This is a genomic window from Pseudomonas sp. JL2 (genome assembly GCF_031570495.1).
In the GTDB taxonomy this organism is placed as follows: Bacteria; Pseudomonadota; Gammaproteobacteria; order Pseudomonadales; family Pseudomonadaceae; genus Aquipseudomonas; species Aquipseudomonas rhizophila.
In genome coordinates this window covers 116055-136156 of the sequence record NZ_JAKUDH010000012.1, presented here as the reverse complement: position 1 = coordinate 136156, position 20102 = coordinate 116055, and the positions used below count along the sequence as shown (strand labels likewise).

Genomic DNA, 20102 nt, shown 5'->3' with positions numbered 1-20102 from the left:
TGCACTGAGTCACCTTGAGGCGAGGGGATTTATCCACTCGCCTCATCGGTGAGTGTTACGCGTAGGAAAGCGCCTTTTGCTCCAGCAACGCCTCATACAGTTGCAGCCATTTGCGGCCCATCTCCTCGGAGGTGAACAACTGCCGGTAACGCTCTTCGGCCCTGATGCCCATTTCCCTGGCCTGTGCCGGGTTGTCCCACAGGGTACGCATCGCTTCCCGGAAAGCTTCGGGGTTGCTGGGGGGCACCACCAGGCCGGTTTCATTGTGGATATTGATGTAGCTGGTGCCGGTGCCGATCTCGCTGGAGATCATCGGTTTACCATACATCGCGCCTTCGAGCAGGGAGATGCCAAACGCTTCAGAGCGCAGGTGTGAGGGGAACACGATGGCGTAGCTCAGCTCCAGCAATGCCACCTTGTCTTCATCGCCCAGGCGTCCGAGGAAGTGCAGGTTGCGCAGGCCCAGCGCCTGTGCCTGGGCATGCAGTTCTTTCTCCAGCGGGCCTGCACCGACGATGACCACCGGATAATCCACGCCTTTGAGGGCGTCGAGCAGAATGTGCAGGCCCTTGTAATAACGCATCACCCCCACGAACAGAAAGAAGCGCTCGCCCAATTTCGCCTTCCACTGTGCGATGCGTTCAGCGTCACGCTGTGGATAACTGGCTTTGTTCAAGCCATAGGTAATGACCTGGGTCTTATCGCGGTACTCCTTGAGCACGTCGCTGGTATGCACATAGTTAGGTGATGCCGCGACGATGCGATCCGCGCCGTTCAAGAAGCGTCGCATCAGGGGGCGATACAGTTTCAGCAGGTGCCGCTGACGCACGATGTCCGAATGGTAGGTGACTACATAGGGTTTTTTCAGTGCGCTGCAAAAATGCACCAGGTCCATGAATGGCCAGGGGAAGTGGTAGTTGATTACGTCTGCTTCGGCAGCCAGCTCGCGGAATTTCTTGAAAACACTGTAGGAAAACCCGGTGGAGGCCAGTTGGAAGTCCATCCGGGCCTGATGAACCTTATGCTGTCGGATGCTGATCGGACCCGGCGCCGGATCGTTGCTCAGCGTCAGCACGGTGTTATCGATGCCCAATCGGTCACTGCTGTCGCACAGCTGGAAAATAACCTGTTCGATACCGCCCATGGAGTCAGGCAGATAGGTTTTGTAAAAGTGCAGGACTCGCATTCAACCTCCCAGAACCTGGCGATACGCCTGGGCGGTCACCTTTGCACACCGTTGCCAGGAAAAAAGCGCTGCTTGTTGCAACCCGGCTTCACGACACGCCTGCCAATGCAGGCGATCTTCGATCAACCGGCCCATGGCTTCGCGCATGCCTTGGGGATCGTCGGGGTCGCAATAATTGCCGGCCGCCCCGGCCACTTCCGGCATCGCCGAGCAGCGGGTGGTAATCACCGGGGTGCCGCTGGCCATGGCTTCGAGCACCGGCAGGCCAAAGCCTTCATAGCGCGACGGAAAAATCAGTGCACGTGCCCCTGCCAATAGCTGGGCAACCTGTTCGTCGGGCAAGTAGCCCGCGAGACAAACATGACCTCCGGCCAGGGCATTTTTCAACTCGTCGCTGAGTTGTGCGCGCTGCCATCCGCTCATTCCTACGATGAACAAAGGGAACGTCTGACGGACGGATTCGGGTAGCCTGGCGTGGGCGCGCAGGGCCAGCGACAGGTTCTTGCGTGGCTCCAGGGTGCCGACACACAGAAAATATCGGCCCGCTTCCAGCCCATGGGCTTTGAGAACCCCATCGATGGCTTCGGGTTCGCGTGGATGGAAGCGTGCAGCAGCCCCCAGCGGGGCGACTCTCAAGCGTTCCGCGCAAAGGCCGAAGTGTTCTCGGGCTTCATCGGCGATGAACTGCGAGTCCGTCAGAATCAGCTGCGACTGCTCAACCGCACGGCTGAGCCGACGCTCGATTTCCCTCAGTCGTGCCGGTGGTTGCGTCTCGGGGTAGCGCAGGTGCGTCAGGTCATGCAGCGTCATCACCGTCGGCCCTTCGAAGGCCAGGGGCCACAAGCTCGGTTCGTGATACAGGTCGATGGCGCGAGAACGGCCCTGATCGAAGCGTTTCTGCTCCAGCCAGCGCCGCGCCCGATAGGCCCCCGGTACCTGGCGCAGTAAAGGTGTAAGCAGCGAGTAACCAGGCGTGGCCGCTTGCGGCAACTGCGAGCTCCAGCCCCAGCCGTGGAACAATGACAGCTGTACATCCGGCTCCTGGGCCAGGGCAGTGGCCAGTTCCGCCACGTATTGACCGATGCCTGTGCGTGGCGCCTGGAGAATCCGGGCGTTCAGAGCTATTCGCATGCTGTTTCCCTGTCGAGGATCACTTCATCGATGTGTCGCTCGATTCGCTCCACCAATTGCGCACTGGCCTGGCGCCAGCTCAGCCATTGCCATTGATCGAGGGGACGACTGGCCGGGAAAACCCCGCTGTTTTCCATGCCGGTCACCAGGTCTGCCAGGCTCTGCGGATCTTCGAGATTGAAATAGGCCATGAATTCACCGCCGATTTCCCGAAATACCTCAATGTCGCTGCCCATCGCCGGCAAGCCGCGCTGCATGGCCTCCACCAGCGGCAGACCAAAGCCTTCAACGTAGGAGGGGAACACCAGCGCAGTGGCATGTTGGTAAGCGTGTTCCAGGCTATGGTCCGAAAGATTGTTGAACATAAACAGGCGGCTGTTGAGTTGCGGGTGACGCCTTATGCGCTCGATCAAGTCCTCACATTTCCAGCCTATTTTTCCGACGATGCATAACCTTGCCTTTGAGCCGGCAGCCCAGGCGCGTTCGAACGCATCGAGCAGGTAAGCGTGGTTCTTGCGTGGTTCGATGGTGCTGACCATCAGGAACACCGGCTCGGGCTGCGTGAATACTCGCAGCAGTTTGCTGTCGATGGCGCTGGTGGCATCCACCAAATCCAGTTCGCTGCCCAAGTGGAAATAGTCGAACCAACGTTCACGTACCTGTTGCTCGCCAATACGCCGTACCATTTCCTCGCGAAGCTGGTCTCGGATGGTGGTGGAGATCGCGATGTAGCCATCGGCGGTGCGGGCGATCCAGTCGAACCAATGGTTGAACACCTTGACCAGCCCGGCGTCGCAGAACTGTGGATGGGTCAGGGGAATCAGGTCGTAGACCACCGAGATGATCCCGACGCCCTCACGCTTGAGCTTTTCGGCCAAGGGGAAGAAGCCTGAGTGCCAGGAGGAGTCGAGCAACACCAGTTGGTCACCGGCTCTATGCTCCAGCGGTACGCTACGTGTCGGGACTTGCTGGCGTTTGAGGAGGCGATCGAGTACTCGGATCGGAATGCTCAGGCACCCCAGAGCGAACAACCGGCAGCCGACGTACAACAGGCGACGAGCCCAAACTGACTGGTTGAATGGGCGTCGCCGCTCGAGGGTCCGCTGTCTGAGCCATAACAGGTTGGCGAACTGTTCCAGCCCTGCTCGCAAGCCGACCAGATCCAGCCCCTTTGTGGGCAGAGGAGCCAGACTTTTAACTTCGTACAACTTACCTTGCAGCATCACCACGGGAATGCATTCGCACTCCTGATTTATGGTCGGCAGCTCGCGGATAACGTTGCGCACCACCCGCTGGATTCCGGAATTGTCATTCGGATGATCGTACACATAGGTGCAGTCCACCAGCAGGCGGGTCATGGCAACTCCTTTTGCGTCAGTTCCTCGGCCGCTGGTAATGCGGTGCGCTGGATGCTGGTACGGGCCTGGAGCCACGAACAGCCAACGAAATCTTCCTGGCGATTGTTGATGACGTGGAACACCAGCCCGTAGTCGCGCCATTCGAAGTTGCGGTCCAAGTGCGAGTCCAGTCGGGACAGGCTCAGCGCGACGGAGTAATTGCCCTTGCCCAGGCGCATGTCAAAACTGAAACGGAAGGTGACGTGCTCGCCGGCCTTGAGGTCGGTCACGGCTTTATCCTGGCGATGGGTGTTGATGCCGTACATGGGCTGGCCGAGGCGGTCCTTGATCAGGAAACCCAGCACCAGCCGCTCGATGTCCTGGCGGATTTCGACCCGCACCTGCAACACCATCGGTTGGCCGATTTCGGCCACTTCCACCGGCTGGCCCTGACTGTTCAACAGCTGTACATCAACAATGCCGGCCTCGCCGGTGCCGGAGATGGTACGTACCTGGCCGTTGGCGAGCATTTCCTGGCGGACGATCTGGCCCTCGCGCTGGGCCAGCATTGCGTTGTAATAATCCATCACCTCTTCCGGCTTGCCGCGCATGGCCATGCGCCCGTGCTCCAGCAGGATGGCGGTGTCGCAGATCGACTGAATCGCCGAGCGGTCGTGGGACACGATCAGCAGCGTCGTACCGGCCTTGCGAAAACTGCGGATGCGCTCAAAGCTTTTATGCTGGAAGTAGGCGTCACCCACCGACAGGGCTTCATCGACGATCAGGATATCCGGGCGGCGGGCCGTGGCGACGCTGAAGGCCAGGCGCATTTGCATGCCACTGGAATAGGTGCGTACCGGCTGGTCGATGGCCGCGCCGATTTCGGCAAAACCTTCGATCTGCGGCATCAATGATTCGATTTCCTCCACCTGCATGCCCAGCAACTGCCCGGCCATGAAAGCGTTCTGGCGGCCGGTGAAGTCCGGGTGGAACCCCATGCCCAGCTCCAGCAACGCCGCGACGCGGCCACGCAATTGAATGTGGCCACAGGTGGGTTGGGTGGTGCCGGTGATCATTTTGAGCAACGTGCTTTTGCCCGCGCCGTTGACTCCGACGATGCCGACGGCTTCACCGGGCTGGATCTCGAAATCGACGCCCTGCAAGACCCAGTGCAATTGATGACGTGGGCGGGAAAAGGGAATCAGCCATTCGAACAACCGGCTCCAGCGGTTCGGATACTGCTTGTAGGCCTTGCCCAGGCCACTGACGCGTAAATGCCCCATCAGAGTTCATCCACCATTTCACCGCCGCGGCGTCGAAACATCCGCAAACCGGTGAAGCACATCAGTAGGCCGATGACCAACAGCGGTGTCAGCGAACTCCAGACCGGCCACTGGTTGTAGAGAAACAGATTCTGGTAACTCTGCATCAGCGCTGTCATGGGGTTGAGGGCCAGCAGTTGCTGGATCGACGGTGGAAGGATGGTCATCGGGTACACAATGGGCGTCAGCCAGAACCAGAATTGCAGGCAAATGCCGAACAGTTGCCCGACATCGCGAAAGAACACATTGAGAATTCCCAGCAACATGCCCAGCCCGGCGGCGAACATCACCTGCAGGGCCAGCAATGGCACCAGCGCCAGCAACGTCATCCCCGGCCAGCGGCCGGTGATCAACAGGAAACCGAGAAAAAGGCCGAGGATGATCGCGAAGTTGATCCCGGCGTTGAACAGCACAATCACCGGCAGGCAGATCCTGGGAAAGCTGATCTTCTTCAGCAGATTGGCGTTTTCCAGAAACATGCCCTGACTGCGGGTCGTGATCTCGGCGAAGAACCCCCAGGTCAGCAGCCCGGCGCAGAGGTAGACGCTGTAGGCCATGCCATCGTCCACCCCCGGCAGGCGGGCGCGCATGATGTGGGAAAAAATCACGGTGTAGACGAGGATCATCGACAGCGGGTTGAGCACGGTCCACAACGCGCCGAACAAAGAGTTGCGATAGCGCGCCTGGAATTCGCGCTTGACGCTGCCGAGGACAAAACCGCGGTAGCTCCACAGTGCACGGTGCAAGGTCAGCAACATCAGACGGCCCTGCCGTAGTGATCCTCGAAGCGCACGATGTCATCTTCTCCCAGGTATTCACCGCTCTGGACTTCGATGATCACCAGGTCGATGACGCCGGGGTTCTCCAGCCGATGGCGGTGCCCGGCGGGGATGAACGTCGATTCGTTCTTGGCCACCAGATGAGCTTCAGAGCCATTGTTGGTGACCTTGGCCATGCCTTCGACGACCACCCAATGTTCGTTGCGGTGATGATGCATTTGCAGGGACAGCGCTGCGCCTGGCTTGACCACGATGCGCTTGATCTTGAAGCGCGGGCCCTGTTCCAGCACGGTGTAGCTGCCCCATGGACGGCTGACCGTGCGATGCAGGCGATAGGATTCGTGTTCCTTGTCCTTGAGCTGGCGCGCGACGCGGCGTACATCCTGGGCTCGGTCGGAATGGGCGACGAGGATGGCGTCGGCGGTATCGATGATGATCAGGTTTTCCACACCGAGCGCGGCCACCAACCGTCCCTCACTCTGGACATAGTTGTTCTGGCTGTCGATGAACAACGCCTCACCGCTGACGCGGTTGTTCTGTGCATCGGCGGGCACCAGATCGGCGACGGCACTCCAGGAGCCGATGTCGCTCCAGTCGAATGCGGCAGGGACCACCACCACATTACTGGAGCGCTCCATCAAGGCGTAGTCGATGGAGATGTCCGGCATTTCGGAAAAATGCGCGGCGGACAGTTCCTGTTGCACGCAACCTGATGTCTCCACGGCCGTGCTCGCGGCTATGCAGGCGCGAGCCTGTTCCAGCAACGCCGGGGCGTGGTTCTGCAATTCCGCCAACAGGGTTTTGACTGAAAAACAGAACATGCCCGAGTTCCACAGGAAACGGCCGCTTTCCAGATAGTGTGTTGCGGTTTGCAGGTCGGGTTTTTCGACGAAGCGTACGACCTTGGCAGCGCCCTGGGTATCCAGGGGGTTGCCCCGTTCTATATAGCCGAAGCCGGTTTCCGGTGTCGTGGGCAGTACGCCGAAGGTCACCAGGTAACCGCTTTTGGCCAGTTGCGTGGCATGCTCCACGCTAGCCTTGAAGGCCGCCTCGTTCTGGATCAGGTGGTCTGCGGGCATCACCATCAGGATGGCATCGTCACCGTGCAGTGCTTGTACCGCGAGCGTCGCCGTGGCGATGGCCGGCGCGGTGTTGCGGCCTGTCGGTTCAAGTACGAAATGGCCGCGGTGGCGCGCCAGATGTGCGCTTTGGTAGTGGTCGCGGCTCTGAAAGTAATACTCGCGATTGGTCACGGTAACGATGTCGCCGCGGCCGTCGAACAGCCCGGCGGCGCGGCGGTAGGTCTTGCTCAGCAGCGACTGGCCGTCAGGCAGGATCATGAAGGGTTTGGGATGGCCCTCGCGGGACATCGGCCACAACCTCGTTCCGGCACCGCCGGAGAGAATCATGGGAATCAGCATGGCCTACTCCTTGGCGACGCGTTTCATGTCCGCATCCATCATCATGCGGATCAGGGTGTCGAGGTCGGTCCGGGGTTTCCAGCCAAGAACCCGTTGGGCCTTGGCCGGGTTGCCGAGCAACACGTCCACCTCAGCCGGGCGGAAAAACGCCGGGTCGATCTTCACGAAGTCACGGTAGTCCAGGCCCACATGCTCGAAGGCGATCCTGCACATCTCGCGCACAGTGGTGGTCACGCCTGTGGCAACCACGTAATCGTCGGGTTTGTCCTGTTGCAACATCAGCCACATGGCTTCGACATAATCGCCGGCAAAGCCCCAGTCGCGCTTGGTGTCGATATTGCCCAGGCGTAACTCCTGCTGTTTGCCTTGCTTGATGCGCGCAGCGGCGTCGGTGACCTTGCGCGTCACGAATTCGATGCCGCGCAGGGGCGATTCATGATTGAAAAGAATGCCGCTGCTGGCGTGCAGACCGAAGCTTTCGCGGTAGTTGACGGTGATCCAGTGGCCGTACAGTTTCGCCACGCCATAGGGGCTGCGTGGGTAGAACGGGGTGTGCTCATCCTGCTGCTCGGCCTGGATAAGGCCAAACATTTCGCTGGTGGACGCCTGGTAGAAACGGGTTTGAGGGCTGAACTGGCGAATGCCTTCGAGCAGGTGGGTCACCCCGAGGCCATCGACGATTCCCGTGGTCACCGGCTGGTTCCAGGAGGCGGCGACGAAACTCTGCGCGGCCAGGTTATACACCTCATCCGGCGCAGACTTGATCACGGCGCGTTGTACCGAGCAGGCATCGGCCATGTCGCCGTCCAGGTAAACAATGTCGTTCTCGATCCCGGTCTCGCGTAGCCGCCAGCGCGAATCGCTGCTTCGCCGGGCCACCAGGCCATGGACTTTGTAACCCTTGTCGAGCAGCAACTTGGCCAGATACGCGCCGTCCTGGCCGGTGATCCCTGTGATCAATGCACTTTTCATTCTTGTTGTACCCGTATCTCCCAGTCGGACAGGATCGCCCGCAAGGATTGTTGTGTTGTTGTTTCAGGCGTCCATCCCGTGGCCTGGCGTAGCTTGGCAGGGCTACCGCAGACGCGACGCTGTTCTGCGCGGCGAAGACGCGCAGGGTCCTGGATCAATTGCACATCGACCTGGGCGATGTCGCCCAATTGTTCGATCAGGCTGCGAATGCTTTGCTCGTGACCCGAGCAGATGTTGTAGGTCTGCCCAGGCGCGCCGTGTTCCAGCAACGCCAGGTAGGCTGAAATCACATCGCCTACGTCAAGAAAGTCGCGGGTGACATCGATATCGCCCACTTGCAGCTGGGCCGATTGCAGGCCCAGCTTGATGCGGCTGATCTGCCGGGCCGCGCTGGCGATGACGAAACTGTCTTTCTGACCGGTGCCGATGTGGTTGAAAGGACGGGCTACCAGCACCGGCCAGCCTTCGCTCATGCCCCATTGCAGGCTCAGCAGTTCGGCTGACAGCTTGCTGACGGCATAGGGGTTGCGCGGGGCGGGGGCGTGCAGTTCGGTAATGGGGAGCTGGGTTTCATTGACCTGGCCATACACATCACCAGAGCTGACATACAGAAATGTTCCGGTGAACCCCCGGGCCTTGAGGGCCTGGAGAAGATTCAAGGTGCCTAGCAGGTTGATTTGCAGGGTGCGGGCCGGATCGCGAAAGGCTTCGGGAACGAATGTCTGGCCTGCCAGGTGGATCACGGCATCGGGGATCTCGGACCAGAGACCTTCCAGGGATCTACCGTCTGTCAGGTCATAACGGCTTGGGACGGACATCACCTGCCAACTGGAATTGGGGGCATCCAGGCGAGATTTGATGTGGCGTCCTACGAAACCGCCGAGGCCTGTTACGAACAGACGTTTTTTCAAGCACCAGCCCTCTCGATGCAAACTTCGTCTGGTGCGGATCTGAGTAGGATATTTCCGTAAGTTCGGAGAAACCTATTCGAAAGTCAGCCCAGAGGAAGCGTTTGTTGTAGTTGTTTGGTTGCCAATCTGTGCCAATTTCGAAGCAATTTCAACTATGTAAATCGTGACCGGTCAGTTCTCATATTTATAGCCGGTTTATTCTCATTCGCCTGTTCACGAACCCTTGGTTGATGTGGTTAGAATGCCCCTTGTCACGACCCCTGCGATGTCGATTTCAAGTCGAACCACGGGGCAAGGGCCACTAAAAACAAGAACGAGACGGGTACGCAGACAATCGACGAGCAACGGCCTCCTGGCCGGGCCGGTTCGTGAGTCGACCGTCATGAGGTGGAGTCGCCGGGATGGCCGCTCCATGATGGGATGCCATGAATTTCATTCTTTACTCGGACGTAAACGATCACTCCATCAGCCAGAGCCTCGGCCGCCCTGAGTACAGTTATTACTTTGTGCTCAAGGCTTATCGCCCCGTGCTGGAAAGCCTGGGCCGGGTGCATGTGGTGTCATCGGTCGCCGAGGTCGATCCGCTCTATCAAACGTTGCAGCAGGCGGGGCAGGACTGTCTGTTTCTCTCGTTTTCACCTCCCCACAAGACGCCCGTCGATCTGTTGTGCCCCATGGTCTGCGTGGTGGCCTGGGAATTCGATTCGATTCCGGCCGAGCACTGGGATGACGACCTGCGCCATGACTGGAGCCGCACGCTGGCGCGCCATGGCCGGGTGATTACCCTGTCCAGCCACACGGCCGAGGCGATCCGTCGTACGTTGGGCGAGGATTTCCCGGTGCTGGTTTTGCCCACGCCACTGTGGGAACGCTTCGCTGCGGTTCGTGAGCAATATCCCATCACACCGGTCAATCCGGGCACGGTCTTGCAGATCAAGGGCTGCATCATCGACAGCCGTCCCCTTGGGCTGTCGGCAGATGGCTTGATTGCTCCGCTGATCGAAGAGGCACCGGTGCAAGCGCTCGTCGAACCACCGGCCCTGACGTGGCGGCGCCGCGTTTTCATCTCCCGACATTACCTGCGCGAAGTGCTGCGCGCCTTAACCGGCAAGGCTGATCAAGGGCCGTTGTGGCTGATCAAGCACAATCTGTTGTGCTGGTATCGCGAAGCGGTTCGCGACTTGGTGCCAGTGCCGGTGCGGGTTTCGGTGAGCCGGGTTGTAAGAGGGCCGGCGGCGCCGGTGCCAGATGTTGTCGAACCGATCCCAGAACCGGCGCCACCGGAACACCCCCAGGCGGCTCTACCGGACACCAGTCTGATGGTGGAAACCCAAGTCAGCGGGGTGGTGTATGTCAGCGTGTTCAACCCCGATGACGGTCGCAAGAACTGGCATCACTTGATCACGGCATTTTGTTGGGCGCTGCGGGACGTCGAGGACGCCACGCTGGTGCTGAAAATGACCCAGAACGACCTGTCGACCTACTACGTCGAGTTGCTCACGCTGCTGTCCCAGCTATCGCCGTTCAGCTGTCGGGTAGTGGTGATGCATGGCTATCTGGAGGACGAGCAATTCGCCCGGTTGTACGGTGCGGCGAGTTTTTACGTCAATGCTTCGCGCTGCGAAGGCTTGTGCCTGCCGCTGATGGAGTTCATGTCTTGCGCGCGCCCGGCCATCGCGCCGGACCACACGGCGATGCGTGACTACATCGATAGCGAGGTGGCCTTTATCGTCAAATCCAGCCATGAACCCACCATCTGGCCGGAAGATTCGCGCATTTTGTACCGCACCCTGCGCCATCGGCCCGACTGGGGATCGCTGAAACTTGCTTACCAACAGAGCTACGCCATGGCCCGGCATCAGCCGCAGGCCTACCAGGCCATGGCGGTGGCGGCGAATGAGCGCATGCGTCGCTATTGCGGTTTTACCCCGGTGCAGCAGCGCCTGGTGGATTTCCTGGCCCCGCAAGGCCGTGCCGAGAATGCGCCGCTGCTGGCCCAGGTGGGCTCCACATCATGCTGATCATCGTTTATTCGGAAACCAATCAGAGCAACATTCTGGCGAACCTCGGCAAACCCGAATACAGCTATTACTTCGTGCTCAAGGAGTTTCGCCCGGTACTGGAGCGGCTGGGGCGTGTCATTGAAGTGACCCGGCCGGAAGAAGAAGTCGATCAGCTATATGCCGATTGCCTGGGGCGCGGCGAGGATTGTGTCTTCCTGTCCTTTTCCCCGCCTCATCGCACAGATGCCCACTACGCCTGCCCGACGATTCCCGTCTTCGCCTGGGAGTTCAGCACCATTCCAACCGAAAGCTGGCAGGGTGAGCCGCGGCACGACTGGCGGGTGGTCCTTGGTGCAACCGGCATGGCGATTACCCATTCCAGTTTCACTGTCAACGCCGTGCGGGAGGTAATGGGAGCGGACTTCCCCATCGTAGCCATTGCCGCTCCGGTATGGGACCGGTTTTACGCGCGCGGTGCGGTGCTGGCCCAGCGGCCTACGGTCGATCACATGCGCCTGCAGTTGCGCGGGCTGTTGATCGACAGCCGTACCGTCGACCTGCGGCCCTACGGTCCGCCAGCGCACCAGGCCGGTACGGCGCTGGTTTTTGATGCTCCTGCCCAGGATTGCGAGCTGCTTCTGGACGGAGTGGTGTATACGTCGGTCTTCAACCCTTACGATGGACGCAAGAACTGGAAGGACATGATCAGCGCATTTTGCGCGACGTTCCGCGACGTTCCTGACGCAACGCTGGTACTCAAGCTGACCCACCACGACGTCACCGCCGCTCTCAACGACATGCTGCACCATGTCTACAAGAACCAGTCATACCGCTGCCGCATCGTGCTGATCCACGGTTACCTGGCGGACGCGGACTATGAGCGGTTGGTGGAGGCCACTCGCTATGTGGTCAACTGCTCTTACGGCGAAGGCCAGTGCTTGCCCCTGATGGAGTTCATGTCCTGCGGTCGGCCGGCAATTGCACCCTTGAACACGGCGATGGCTGATTACATCGACCGCGACAATGCCTTCGTCGTCGAGTGCTCCGAGGAACTGACTGCCTGGCCCCATGACCCGCGTGCAGCGTTTCGAACCCTGCGCTATGTCACCGATTGGGACTCGCTGTGCTCGGCCTATCGCGCCAGCTACGACGCGGCCAAAAACGACCCCGAGCGTTATCGCCGCATGTCGGCCCATGCCGTGCGCAGTCTGGAAACGTTCTGCAGCCAGGCCAACGCCGAGCAGCGTCTGCGGGTGTTTTTTGAACAGGTATTGGAGCGTCGCCGGAACGCGCAGCAGCCATGATCGGGCGGTTGCTGGCGTGGCTCAGGCCGCCCGTCGTACCTGCCGCGCCGCCATCGACTGGCGCCGTGTCGCCCCGTGACGTGGGCCTCTACGATGCAATGCTCGACGGCTGGTTTCTCAACGACAGCGGCGAGCTGCTCAAAGGCTTTGCTATCACCGCCCAGGACACCTTGTTGGACGTTGGTTGCGGGGAGGGCGTGGCGACCTTGTTTGCAGTACGCCAAGGCGCTTCAGTGATTTTTACCGACAGCGAGCACGACAAGGTGCGCAGCCTGGCCCGTCAGGTCGAGGCCCAGACCCGCGCGCCGTTTCTGGGTCTGGTCAGCAATAGCCTGCCGCTGCCGCTGGCCGATGGCTGCGCTGACAAAATCGTGTGCATGGAAGTGCTCGAGCATGTCGACCAACCCGAGCCGTTCTTGGCCGAACTGGTGCGCATGGGCCGGCCAGGGGCGCAGTACCTGCTCAGCGTGCCGGCCCCGGTGGGCGAGCATTTACAGCAGGGCATCGCACCGCCGGGTTACTTCCAGTCTCCCAACCATGTGCAGATTTTCAGTGCCGAACGATTCGCTGCATTGGTGGAGGACGCGGGGCTGGTCATCGAGCATCGCCAGGCCAGCGGCTTTTTCTGGGTCATGGGCATGATTTTTTTCTGGGCCAGTGAACGCGCGGCCGGACGAGCCCTCGAGGGGGCGGTGCGTGACCGGATCCAGGCACCTTACCCGCCGCTGATGGAGAGCTGGGCGACTCTCTGGCAGGGCGTGCTGACACGACCCGATGGCCTGGCGATCAAGCAGGTCCTCGATCAATTCATGCCCAAGAGCCAGGTCATCATTGCCCGCAAACCTGATCCTGCCACCCGGAGCTCAGCATGAGCAGCAAGCGAATCATGGACATCGAGTTGTTGCGCGCCGTTGCGGTGATGGGTGTGCTGTTCCATCACGTACAAGGCATGCCGTTTCCCGGCGGATGGCCGCGTCTGTCGGCTCTTTCCGGTAGCTTCCAACTATGTTGGGGCGTGGATCTGTTCTTCGCGATATCGGGCTTTGTCATTGGCCGCAGTCTGATCCCGCAACTGCGCGGTTGTGACAATTCTCGGCAGTTCTGGGCCACCGCCCGGGAATTCTGGATTCGCCGGGCGTTTCGCCTGCTGCCGTCGGCGTGGCTCTGGTTGCTGCTGATGCTGCTGGCTGCGTTGTTTTTTAATCGTTCCGGTGCGTTTGGCAGTGTGCAAGCCAACGTACAGGCGACCCTGGCCGGTTTCCTGCAATTCGCCAATTTGCGTTTTGCCGATGCATTCATGCGGTATGAATATGGTGCGAGCTTTGTTTACTGGACGCTCTCGCTGGAAGAGCAGTTCTATTTGATTCTGCCGCTGCTGGTGTTCGTCTCGCGCCGGTATCTGGTCTGGGTGTTGCTGGCGGTGGTGCTGGTACAGTTTTTCACCTGGCGTGCGGTATGGCTCTCGGTGATCCGCACCGACGCCCTGGCCCTCGGCGTGCTGCTGTCGATCTGGAGCTTGCGGCACGGGTACGGGCGGTTCGAGCCCAGGTGGCTGCGCTGGCCCGGAGCGGGGATGTTGCTGATCGTCGTTTTGGGGGGCGTGATGGCGTGGATTGCCACTGAACACTTCAATCTGTCGTTCTACCGTCTTGGGGTCATCGCGCTGCTCAGTGCCGTGCTGGTATGGGTGGCCTCCTATGACCGGGACTATCTGCTGCCGCGCAGTCCTTTGAAAACCGCGTTGACCTGGGTTGGCAGCCGCTCCTACGGGATCTATCTGATCCACATCCCGGTGTTTTTCCTGCTGCGCGAGCTGTGGTTTCGTTTCGCCCCGTTGGGGTCGCCGGACGTGGCGAGTGATCCTTGGCTGGCCCTTGCCTGTGCCTTGACGCTGATCGGGCTGTTGAGCGAACTCAACTACCGGATGGTTGAAATGCCCATGCGCCAGCGCGGAGCTCAACTGGTTGAACGCCTGCGTGCCGCCCGTCCCGTCCTTCCCGTCTCTGGAGCCCCTTCATGCTGAGCCTTTTGAAGAAACTCACCACGGGTACGCCCGCGCCCGCAACACCAGCGGCCGACAAGGTCGATCCCTATATGCTCGGGCTGCACGATGCGATGCTCAGCGGCTGGTTCAATCAGCAAACCGGAGAGCTGTTCAGCGGTTTCCCGGTTGCGCCTGAGGACACATTGCTGGACGTTGGCTGCGGCGACGGTGGCAACGTGCATTTTTGTGGCATGCGCGGGGCGAAGATCATCATCGCCGACATCGACGCGGCCAAGGTCGAGGCCACCCGCCAGCGCTTGAGCGACACTCCGGCGCGTGACGTCGAATGCCATGTGACCGACTGCAACCCGCTGCCCATTGCCGATGGGACGGTCACCCGCGTGGTGTCCACGGAAGTCATTGAGCATGTCGACGACCCGGCGCAGTTTCTCGCCGAGCTGGTCCGGGTCGGCCGGCCCGGCGCGCTGTACCTGTTGAGCGTGCCGCACCCCAGCTCCGAAGATCTGCAAAAAGACATCGCCGCGCCGGAGTATTTCCAGAAGCCCAACCACATTCGGATCATCAGTGAAGAGCAGTTCAAGGCGATGGTCAGCGAGGCCGGCCTGGAGGTGCTGAGCCACAGCCAGTACGGTTTCTACTGGTCGATGTGGATGCTGTTGTTCTGGGAAGCGAAAGTCGATTTCAGCAATGCCGACCACCCGTTGCTCAACCATTGGGCAGACACCTGGCAAGCGGTGCTCAATTCGCCACGCGGCGCGCAGATCAAGCAGGCACTGGACGCGGTGGTGGCCAAGAGTCAGGTGATTATTGCGCGCAAGCCTGAATGACAGGGTGCCGAGGATGAATTCATTTGTGGCAGGTGCGGGAGGGGTTAATCTGCCAGCCTTTTTTGGGGTGGTGAAATTCCATGGCGTTTCTTTTCCGGCTATCGCTGACCCTTGCCGCATTGCTTTTAAGCGGCTGTGAACAGTCCCCGCCACCGGCTCTCGATCAACAACTCTATGTCTGGCAGCGCCAGTGGACGCCGGCCCACGTGCTGGCGCTCCAACAAAGCCATAAGGATTTTTCCAGCCTGCGCATTCTTGCCTTGCAGGCCTTTCCCCAGGCCGGCTGGAGCCGCGCGCGGATCGATGCGCAACTGCTCAAGGCTGACGGTCGACCGCTGATCGCAGTGATACGCCTGGACGGTCAGCTCAAATTTCTGGATCAGGACGATGTGATCGCGCAGATCCAGCAGCTGCTGAGCGACTGGCAAGCGCAAGGCCTGGCCCCAGTAGGGATCGAGATCGACCACGACGCCGGTAGTGCGCGACTGCCTGCCTATGGCGCATTTTTGAACCGCTTGCGGCAAGCCCTGCCCGCCACGCTGGGGCTGAGCATCACGGCATTACCTGCCTGGCTCGACAGCCCTGCGTTGCCAGGGCTGCTGCGGACGGTGGACAGCAGCGTGTTGCAGGTCCATGCGGTCAGTGATCCCCGGCAGGGGCTGTTCGACCCGAAACAGGCTTTGCGCTGGGCCGAACGCTGGAGCGGTGTTACCACGCGACCGTTCTATCTGGCCCTGCCAGCCTACGGCATGGCGCTGTTGACTCAGGACAGTGGTGTGCCGGTGGTTGAAAGCGAAGTGCCGATCGATCAAGGCGGCGAGCGTCGTGAGCTGCTGGCCGACCCGCAGCAAGTGGCCGGGCTGGTGACAGAACTGCGGGCCGACCCGCCGACACATCTGGCCGGGCTGATCTGGTTTCGCCTGCCGCTGGCGGATGACCGACGTGCCTGGAGCTTGACCACCCTCGGTGCCGTTGCGCGGGGGGAACGCCTGGACAGTCGGTTGGCCTTGCGTATGCGTGAACAGGGTGGGCTTTACGATATTGCGTTGGTTAACCAGGGCAATCTCGACAGTCCCTGGCCGCAACGCCTGACCTTGGTCGTTGGTGCCTGCGACGGTGCCGATGCGCTGGCGGGGTACACGTTGCAACAAACTCCCGGACTGCTTACCTTCACCCGCATTCAGGAAGGCCGCCTGGCCGCAGGCGCCCAGCGTGCCGTTGGCTGGGCGCGCTGTACGAAAATTGACCAAGGAGGTTTCAATGTTCACCCGTAAGTGGCCCAGTCGTCTGCTCTGCCTGAGCCTCAGCCTGCCGTTGGGCCAGGTGCTGGCCTGCGGACCGGATTTCCCGATGCGCCTGCTGGATAACCGCAGCCAATCGCTGGCGGATTTGCCCGAAGGCAGCTTTCGCTTCGAGATCAGTCGTCTCGGCCACGCCATAGCCGGGCTCAAGTCGGCCACCGATGCGACGGCCAACCCGGATCAGCGTTATGGTGATGTGCCTGCCTACGTCGAACAACGCAACAAGGCCGAACGGCTTGGCCTGACCCCGCCGCAGCAAGCGGTGGTGGAGCGGGTGCGGGCGCTGACCGATGTTCAGCAGGTCACCACCGAAGCGGCGAATCTGCCTGCCGAACTGCGGCTGTACGCGATCGGCGCGGCAGCCTTCAACGCCGGCGAGCATGCGCTGGCGGTCGATTCGTTCCGTCAGTTGCTCGCGTTGCCATCGCACGAGCGCCGGTTGCGCAGCACATGGGCCGCGTATTCCCTGGGACGAGCCTTGTTCGCCATGAGCAGCGAGGCGGGCAACGGTGAACCGGCCGTATTGCTGGAGCAGGCTCAAGAGGCGTTCCGTCAGGCTCGTCAGTTGAGCATCAGTGGCTTCAGTGACCCGTTGGAGTTGGGTGTCGCCAGCCTCGGCGAAGAAGCCCGGGTTGCCTACACCCGTGACGATTGGAACAGTGCCATTGAACTCTACGCCAGCCAGAACCGGCTGGGCTCCGAGGTCGGCTACAGTTCGTTGAAACAATTGGTCGGTGACCTGAGCGAGCTGCCGGACGAGCAGTTGATGCGCCAGCTCAAAGGCAAAGCAGTGCAGCAACTGCTCACCGCTTCGTTGCTCAGCCGTATCGGTTGGTCATTCGGTGAGCAACCGGCCGGCGAGAAGCGGCTGGTCAAGTTGCTGCAAGCCAGCACCCGTGACAGTCTCGATAATGCCGATCGTCTGGCGGCGGTGAATTATCAGCAAGGCGATTATGTCGCCGCCAAGGCGTTCCTGGAAAAGGCTGGGGATAGCGGGCTGGCCTGGTGGCTGCGGGCCAAACTGGCGGTGCGCGAGGGTGACAAAGGCGCCGCGGCGGCGGCCTATGCCAAAGCCGCCCAGGCGTTTCCCAAAGACGAGTCGTGGGGCGAGCGACGCACGCCGGATTGGAATTACGAGTCCGTGCAACCCAAGTGTCGGGTCGAAGGCGAAAGCGCGATCCTGGCCTTGCAACGGGGCGATTACCTTCAAGCCTTCGATCAGCTCTACCGCAGCCAGAGCATTTATTGGTATGACGCCGCTACGGTCGCTGAGCGGGTGCTGACCGTCGACGAACTCAAGCAGTACGTCGATGCTCAAGTCCCGGCGGTGCCGCCGTTGAGCCAGCAGGATCGCGACAATTACGTGCAACTGCCGGTGGCCGCGAACCTGCGCAATCTGCTGGGGCGCCGCTTGCTGCGAGAAGGACGCTACGACGAGGCGCCGGACTACTTCGACAACGTCGAGCTACAGAACCAGGCCCGAGCGTATGGGCAGTTGCGCCAGGAGGCCGAGTCCAGGTGGTGGCCCACTCGACGGGCCGAGGCGTATTTCAATGCATCCTGGTTCGCGCGTACCCATGGTATGGAACTGCTCGGTTACGAGATGGCGCCGGACTACGCCACCTTTGGCGGCAACTACAGCCTTGAACCCGCCGACCTGAAGGTTGGACCGCTGATCAGCGAAGGCGAGTGGCAACGCCAGCAGGCCAGCGCCGCGCAACCGGACGCGCGTTATCACTATCGTTTTGTCGCCACGGCGTTGGCGAGCCAGGCGGCCGATAACCTGCCCCATACCAGCCATGCGTTTGCGGCGGTGCTGTGCGCCGCGGTGGGGTACAACTCCAGCCTGGCGGAGCAACGTGCGTTGTATCAACGTTATGTGCAGCACGGCCCTTACGTGGAGTGGGCCTGGGATTTTGGCCGCCACTGCCCTTATCCTGATTTTCGTAACGCGGACAAACGCTACGTGACCCAGGCGCTGGAGCCGATTCGTTCGGTGTTGCGGCCCTATAAGGTTTGGCTGCAAATAGCCGGTGGCCTGCTGGTGGTGGCGCTGGGGCTGGGATTGATCAGCCGTCGCCAGCGCAAGGCCCGGATTTCGGCTCGTTAAGCTTTGTAGACATCCAGATACGCGGGGAGCAAGCCTTGCTCCCCGCGTGTTGTGGATAAGTTCACGCATTACATCTGTGTCGCCATCCCTTCCACATTCATCGCCGCCTGGCGCAAGGCTTCCGAGCGGGTAGGGTGCGGATGGCAAGTCAGCGCGATGTCCTGGGCTGAGGCGCTGAACTCCATGGCGACGCAGTATTCCCCGATCATCTCGCTGACGCTCGGCCCCACCAGGTGTACGCCGAGGATTTCATCGGTCCGTTCATCGGCCAGTACTTTGGCGAAACCTTCGGTCTCGTGGTTGATCTTCGCCCGGCTGTTGGCCGTGAACGGAAACTTCCCGACCTTGTAGGCGCGGCCTTCAGCCTTGAGCTGTTCTTCGGTCTTGCCGACGCTGGCCAGTTCTGGACGGGTGTAGATAACGTTGGGGATCAGGTCATAGTTGACCTCGCCGGCCTTGCCGACGATCTGTTCGATGCAGGCCATGGCCTCGTCTTCCGCCTTGTGGGCCAGCATCGGGCCGGATGTCACGTCGCCGATCACCCACACGCCGGGCGCTTCGGTGCGGTGGCCCTTGTTGGCGAGCAGGCCGCGTTTGTCGGTGCTGAGGCCGACGTTCTCAAGCCCCAGCCCCTGGGTATACGGCCGACGGCCAATGGCGACCAGCACATAATCTGCATCCAAGAGCTGCGTCTCGCCGCCCGCTGCAGGCTCAACCTGCAATTGCACGCCGCTGGCCGAAGACGTGGCGCCGGTGACTTTGGAACTCAGTTTGAACTGGATGCCTTGTTTGCCCAGGGCCCGTTGCAAGGTCTTGCCGGCCTCGCCATCCACGCCAGGACAGACGCGATCGAGGTATTCCACCACCGTGACCTCAGCGCCCAGGCGCCGCCAGACCGAACCCAATTCGAGGCCGATGACGCCTGCGCCGATCACCACCAGATGACGCGGCACTTCACTCAAGGACAATGCACCGCTGGAGTCGAGGATGCGCTGGTTATCGATCGCCACACCCGGCAGGGGAGTGGGCTCGGAACCGGTGGCGATGACGATGTCCTTGGCGCTCAGTGTGGTCTTGCCGCCGTCTTCACCAGTGACCGTCACTGTGCCGGGCCCGTCGATGTGGCCCCAGCCTTTGATCCATTCGACCTTGTTCTTGCGAAACAGGAACTCGATACCCTTGGTCAGGCCTGCCACGCTCTCGTCCTTCTGCTTCATCATTTGAGCGAGGTTGAGGGTGGGGCGGACTTCGATGCCCAGATTGGCGAATGGCGTTCCCATGGCCGCTTCGTACAGCTCCGAGGCGTGGAGCAATGCTTTGGAGGGCATGCAACCGACGTTCAGGCAGGTGCCGCCCAAGGTGGCTCGGCCCTCGACACAGGCGGCCTTCAAGCCCAACTGTCCGGCGCGAATCGCCGCGTTATACCCACCGGGGCCACCGCCCAGAATGATCACGTCGTAGTTGCTCATGGCGCTTCTCCCGCTCTGCTTGAG

General features: G+C 60.9%; 16 protein-coding genes. 7 read left to right on the top strand and 9 right to left on the bottom strand.

Annotated elements, in window-relative coordinates:
- Positions 1-55 precede the first annotated feature (55 nt).
- Genes MKS85_RS16885 through MKS85_RS16850 form a run of 8 tightly spaced genes read right to left on the bottom strand, consistent with a single transcriptional unit; the run spans position 56 to position 9059 of the window.
- Positions 56-1186, bottom strand: a complete 1131-nt coding sequence (locus MKS85_RS16885) for a glycosyltransferase family 4 protein (RefSeq protein ID WP_076383172.1) — start codon at positions 1184-1186, stop codon at positions 56-58.
- Positions 1187-2317, bottom strand: coding sequence for a glycosyltransferase family 1 protein (locus MKS85_RS16880; protein WP_188251909.1), 1131 nt, complete (start codon positions 2315-2317; stop codon positions 1187-1189).
- Positions 2308-3675, bottom strand: coding sequence for a glycosyltransferase family 1 protein (locus MKS85_RS16875; protein WP_139048695.1), 1368 nt, complete (start codon positions 3673-3675; stop codon positions 2308-2310). Before MKS85_RS16875 ends, MKS85_RS16880 begins: the two co-directional genes overlap by 10 nt.
- Positions 3672-4937 (bottom strand): ABC transporter ATP-binding protein, encoded by a 1266-nt coding sequence (locus MKS85_RS16870; protein WP_188251908.1) that lies wholly within the window; start codon positions 4935-4937, stop codon positions 3672-3674. The genes MKS85_RS16875 and MKS85_RS16870 overlap by 4 nt, the downstream gene beginning before the upstream one ends.
- Entirely contained in the window at positions 4937-5734 is a 798-nt protein-coding gene (locus MKS85_RS16865) for an ABC transporter permease (RefSeq protein WP_188251907.1), read from the bottom strand. Before MKS85_RS16865 ends, MKS85_RS16870 begins: the two co-directional genes overlap by 1 nt.
- Entirely contained in the window at positions 5734-7176 is a 1443-nt protein-coding gene (locus MKS85_RS16860; protein ID WP_188251906.1) for a mannose-1-phosphate guanylyltransferase/mannose-6-phosphate isomerase, read from the bottom strand. The genes MKS85_RS16865 and MKS85_RS16860 overlap by 1 nt, the downstream gene beginning before the upstream one ends.
- 3 nt (positions 7177-7179) lie before the next feature.
- Positions 7180-8148 carry a GDP-mannose 4,6-dehydratase gene (gene gmd / locus MKS85_RS16855; RefSeq protein ID WP_047226665.1) on the bottom strand — a complete coding sequence of 323 codons (969 nt, stop codon included), beginning with the start codon at positions 8146-8148 and terminating at the stop codon, positions 7180-7182.
- Complete coding sequence (locus MKS85_RS16850; RefSeq protein WP_310663036.1) at positions 8145-9059, bottom strand: GDP-mannose 4,6-dehydratase; 915 nt, start codon at positions 9057-9059, stop codon at positions 8145-8147. Before MKS85_RS16850 ends, gmd begins: the two co-directional genes overlap by 4 nt.
- A gap of 425 nt (positions 9060-9484) precedes the next feature.
- Here MKS85_RS16850 and MKS85_RS16845 point away from each other — a divergent pair, with 425 nt between their 5' ends.
- From MKS85_RS16845 to MKS85_RS16815, 7 genes are all read left to right on the top strand, one after another.
- On the top strand, positions 9485-11080 hold the full coding sequence (locus MKS85_RS16845) for a glycosyltransferase (protein ID WP_188251904.1): 1596 nt from the start codon (positions 9485-9487) through the stop codon (positions 11078-11080).
- Positions 11074-12366 (top strand): glycosyltransferase, encoded by a 1293-nt coding sequence (locus MKS85_RS16840; protein ID WP_188251903.1) that lies wholly within the window; start codon positions 11074-11076, stop codon positions 12364-12366. The genes MKS85_RS16845 and MKS85_RS16840 overlap by 7 nt, the downstream gene beginning before the upstream one ends.
- A complete protein-coding gene (locus MKS85_RS16835) occupies positions 12363-13238 on the top strand; it encodes a bifunctional 2-polyprenyl-6-hydroxyphenol methylase/3-demethylubiquinol 3-O-methyltransferase UbiG (protein WP_139048690.1) in 876 nt (291 codons plus the stop codon). Before MKS85_RS16840 ends, MKS85_RS16835 begins: the two co-directional genes overlap by 4 nt.
- Positions 13235-14389, top strand: coding sequence for an acyltransferase (locus MKS85_RS16830; RefSeq protein WP_310663035.1), 1155 nt, complete (start codon positions 13235-13237; stop codon positions 14387-14389). Before MKS85_RS16835 ends, MKS85_RS16830 begins: the two co-directional genes overlap by 4 nt.
- Positions 14383-15198: a class I SAM-dependent methyltransferase gene (locus MKS85_RS16825; protein WP_092457819.1), complete on the top strand. Its 816-nt coding sequence runs from the start codon at positions 14383-14385 to the stop codon at positions 15196-15198. Before MKS85_RS16830 ends, MKS85_RS16825 begins: the two co-directional genes overlap by 7 nt.
- Positions 15199-15278: 80 nt before the next feature.
- Positions 15279-16472 (top strand): DUF3142 domain-containing protein, encoded by a 1194-nt coding sequence (locus tag MKS85_RS16820; RefSeq protein ID WP_188251901.1) that lies wholly within the window; start codon positions 15279-15281, stop codon positions 16470-16472.
- Positions 16459-18609, top strand: a complete 2151-nt coding sequence (locus tag MKS85_RS16815) for a hypothetical protein (protein ID WP_310663034.1) — start codon at positions 16459-16461, stop codon at positions 18607-18609. The genes MKS85_RS16820 and MKS85_RS16815 overlap by 14 nt, the downstream gene beginning before the upstream one ends.
- Before the next feature lie 68 nt (positions 18610-18677).
- Here the strand turns inward: MKS85_RS16815 and lpdA are convergent, their stop codons facing one another.
- Positions 18678-20078, bottom strand: a complete 1401-nt coding sequence (lpdA, locus tag MKS85_RS16810; protein ID WP_188251899.1) for a dihydrolipoyl dehydrogenase — start codon at positions 20076-20078, stop codon at positions 18678-18680.
- Positions 20079-20102 lie beyond the last annotated feature (24 nt).

Bases quoted from the DNA above. Each gene is read 5' to 3' on its own strand.
- MKS85_RS16885 (WP_076383172.1), bottom strand. From the start codon at position 1,186: ATGCGAGTCCTGCACTTTTACAAAACCTATCTGCCTGACTCCATGGGC.
- MKS85_RS16880 (WP_188251909.1), bottom strand. From the start codon at position 2,317: ATGCGAATAGCTCTGAACGCCCGGATTCTCCAGGCGCCACGCACAGGC.
- MKS85_RS16875 (WP_139048695.1), bottom strand. From the start codon at position 3,675: ATGACCCGCCTGCTGGTGGACTGCACCTATGTGTACGATCATCCGAAT.
- MKS85_RS16870 (WP_188251908.1), bottom strand. From the start codon at position 4,937: ATGGGGCATTTACGCGTCAGTGGCCTGGGCAAGGCCTACAAGCAGTAT.
- MKS85_RS16865 (WP_188251907.1), bottom strand. From the start codon at position 5,734: ATGTTGCTGACCTTGCACCGTGCACTGTGGAGCTACCGCGGTTTTGTC.
- MKS85_RS16860 (WP_188251906.1), bottom strand. From the start codon at position 7,176: ATGCTGATTCCCATGATTCTCTCCGGCGGTGCCGGAACGAGGTTGTGG.
- gmd (WP_047226665.1), bottom strand. From the start codon at position 8,148: ATGAAAAGTGCATTGATCACAGGGATCACCGGCCAGGACGGCGCGTAT.
- MKS85_RS16845 (WP_188251904.1), top strand. From the start codon at position 9,485: ATGAATTTCATTCTTTACTCGGACGTAAACGATCACTCCATCAGCCAG.
- MKS85_RS16840 (WP_188251903.1), top strand. From the start codon at position 11,074: ATGCTGATCATCGTTTATTCGGAAACCAATCAGAGCAACATTCTGGCG.
- MKS85_RS16835 (WP_139048690.1), top strand. From the start codon at position 12,363: ATGATCGGGCGGTTGCTGGCGTGGCTCAGGCCGCCCGTCGTACCTGCC.
- MKS85_RS16830 (WP_310663035.1), top strand. From the start codon at position 13,235: ATGAGCAGCAAGCGAATCATGGACATCGAGTTGTTGCGCGCCGTTGCG.
- MKS85_RS16825 (WP_092457819.1), top strand. From the start codon at position 14,383: ATGCTGAGCCTTTTGAAGAAACTCACCACGGGTACGCCCGCGCCCGCA.
- MKS85_RS16820 (WP_188251901.1), top strand. From the start codon at position 15,279: ATGGCGTTTCTTTTCCGGCTATCGCTGACCCTTGCCGCATTGCTTTTA.
- MKS85_RS16815 (WP_310663034.1), top strand. From the start codon at position 16,459: ATGTTCACCCGTAAGTGGCCCAGTCGTCTGCTCTGCCTGAGCCTCAGC.
- lpdA (WP_188251899.1), bottom strand. From the start codon at position 20,078: ATGAGCAACTACGACGTGATCATTCTGGGCGGTGGCCCCGGTGGGTAT.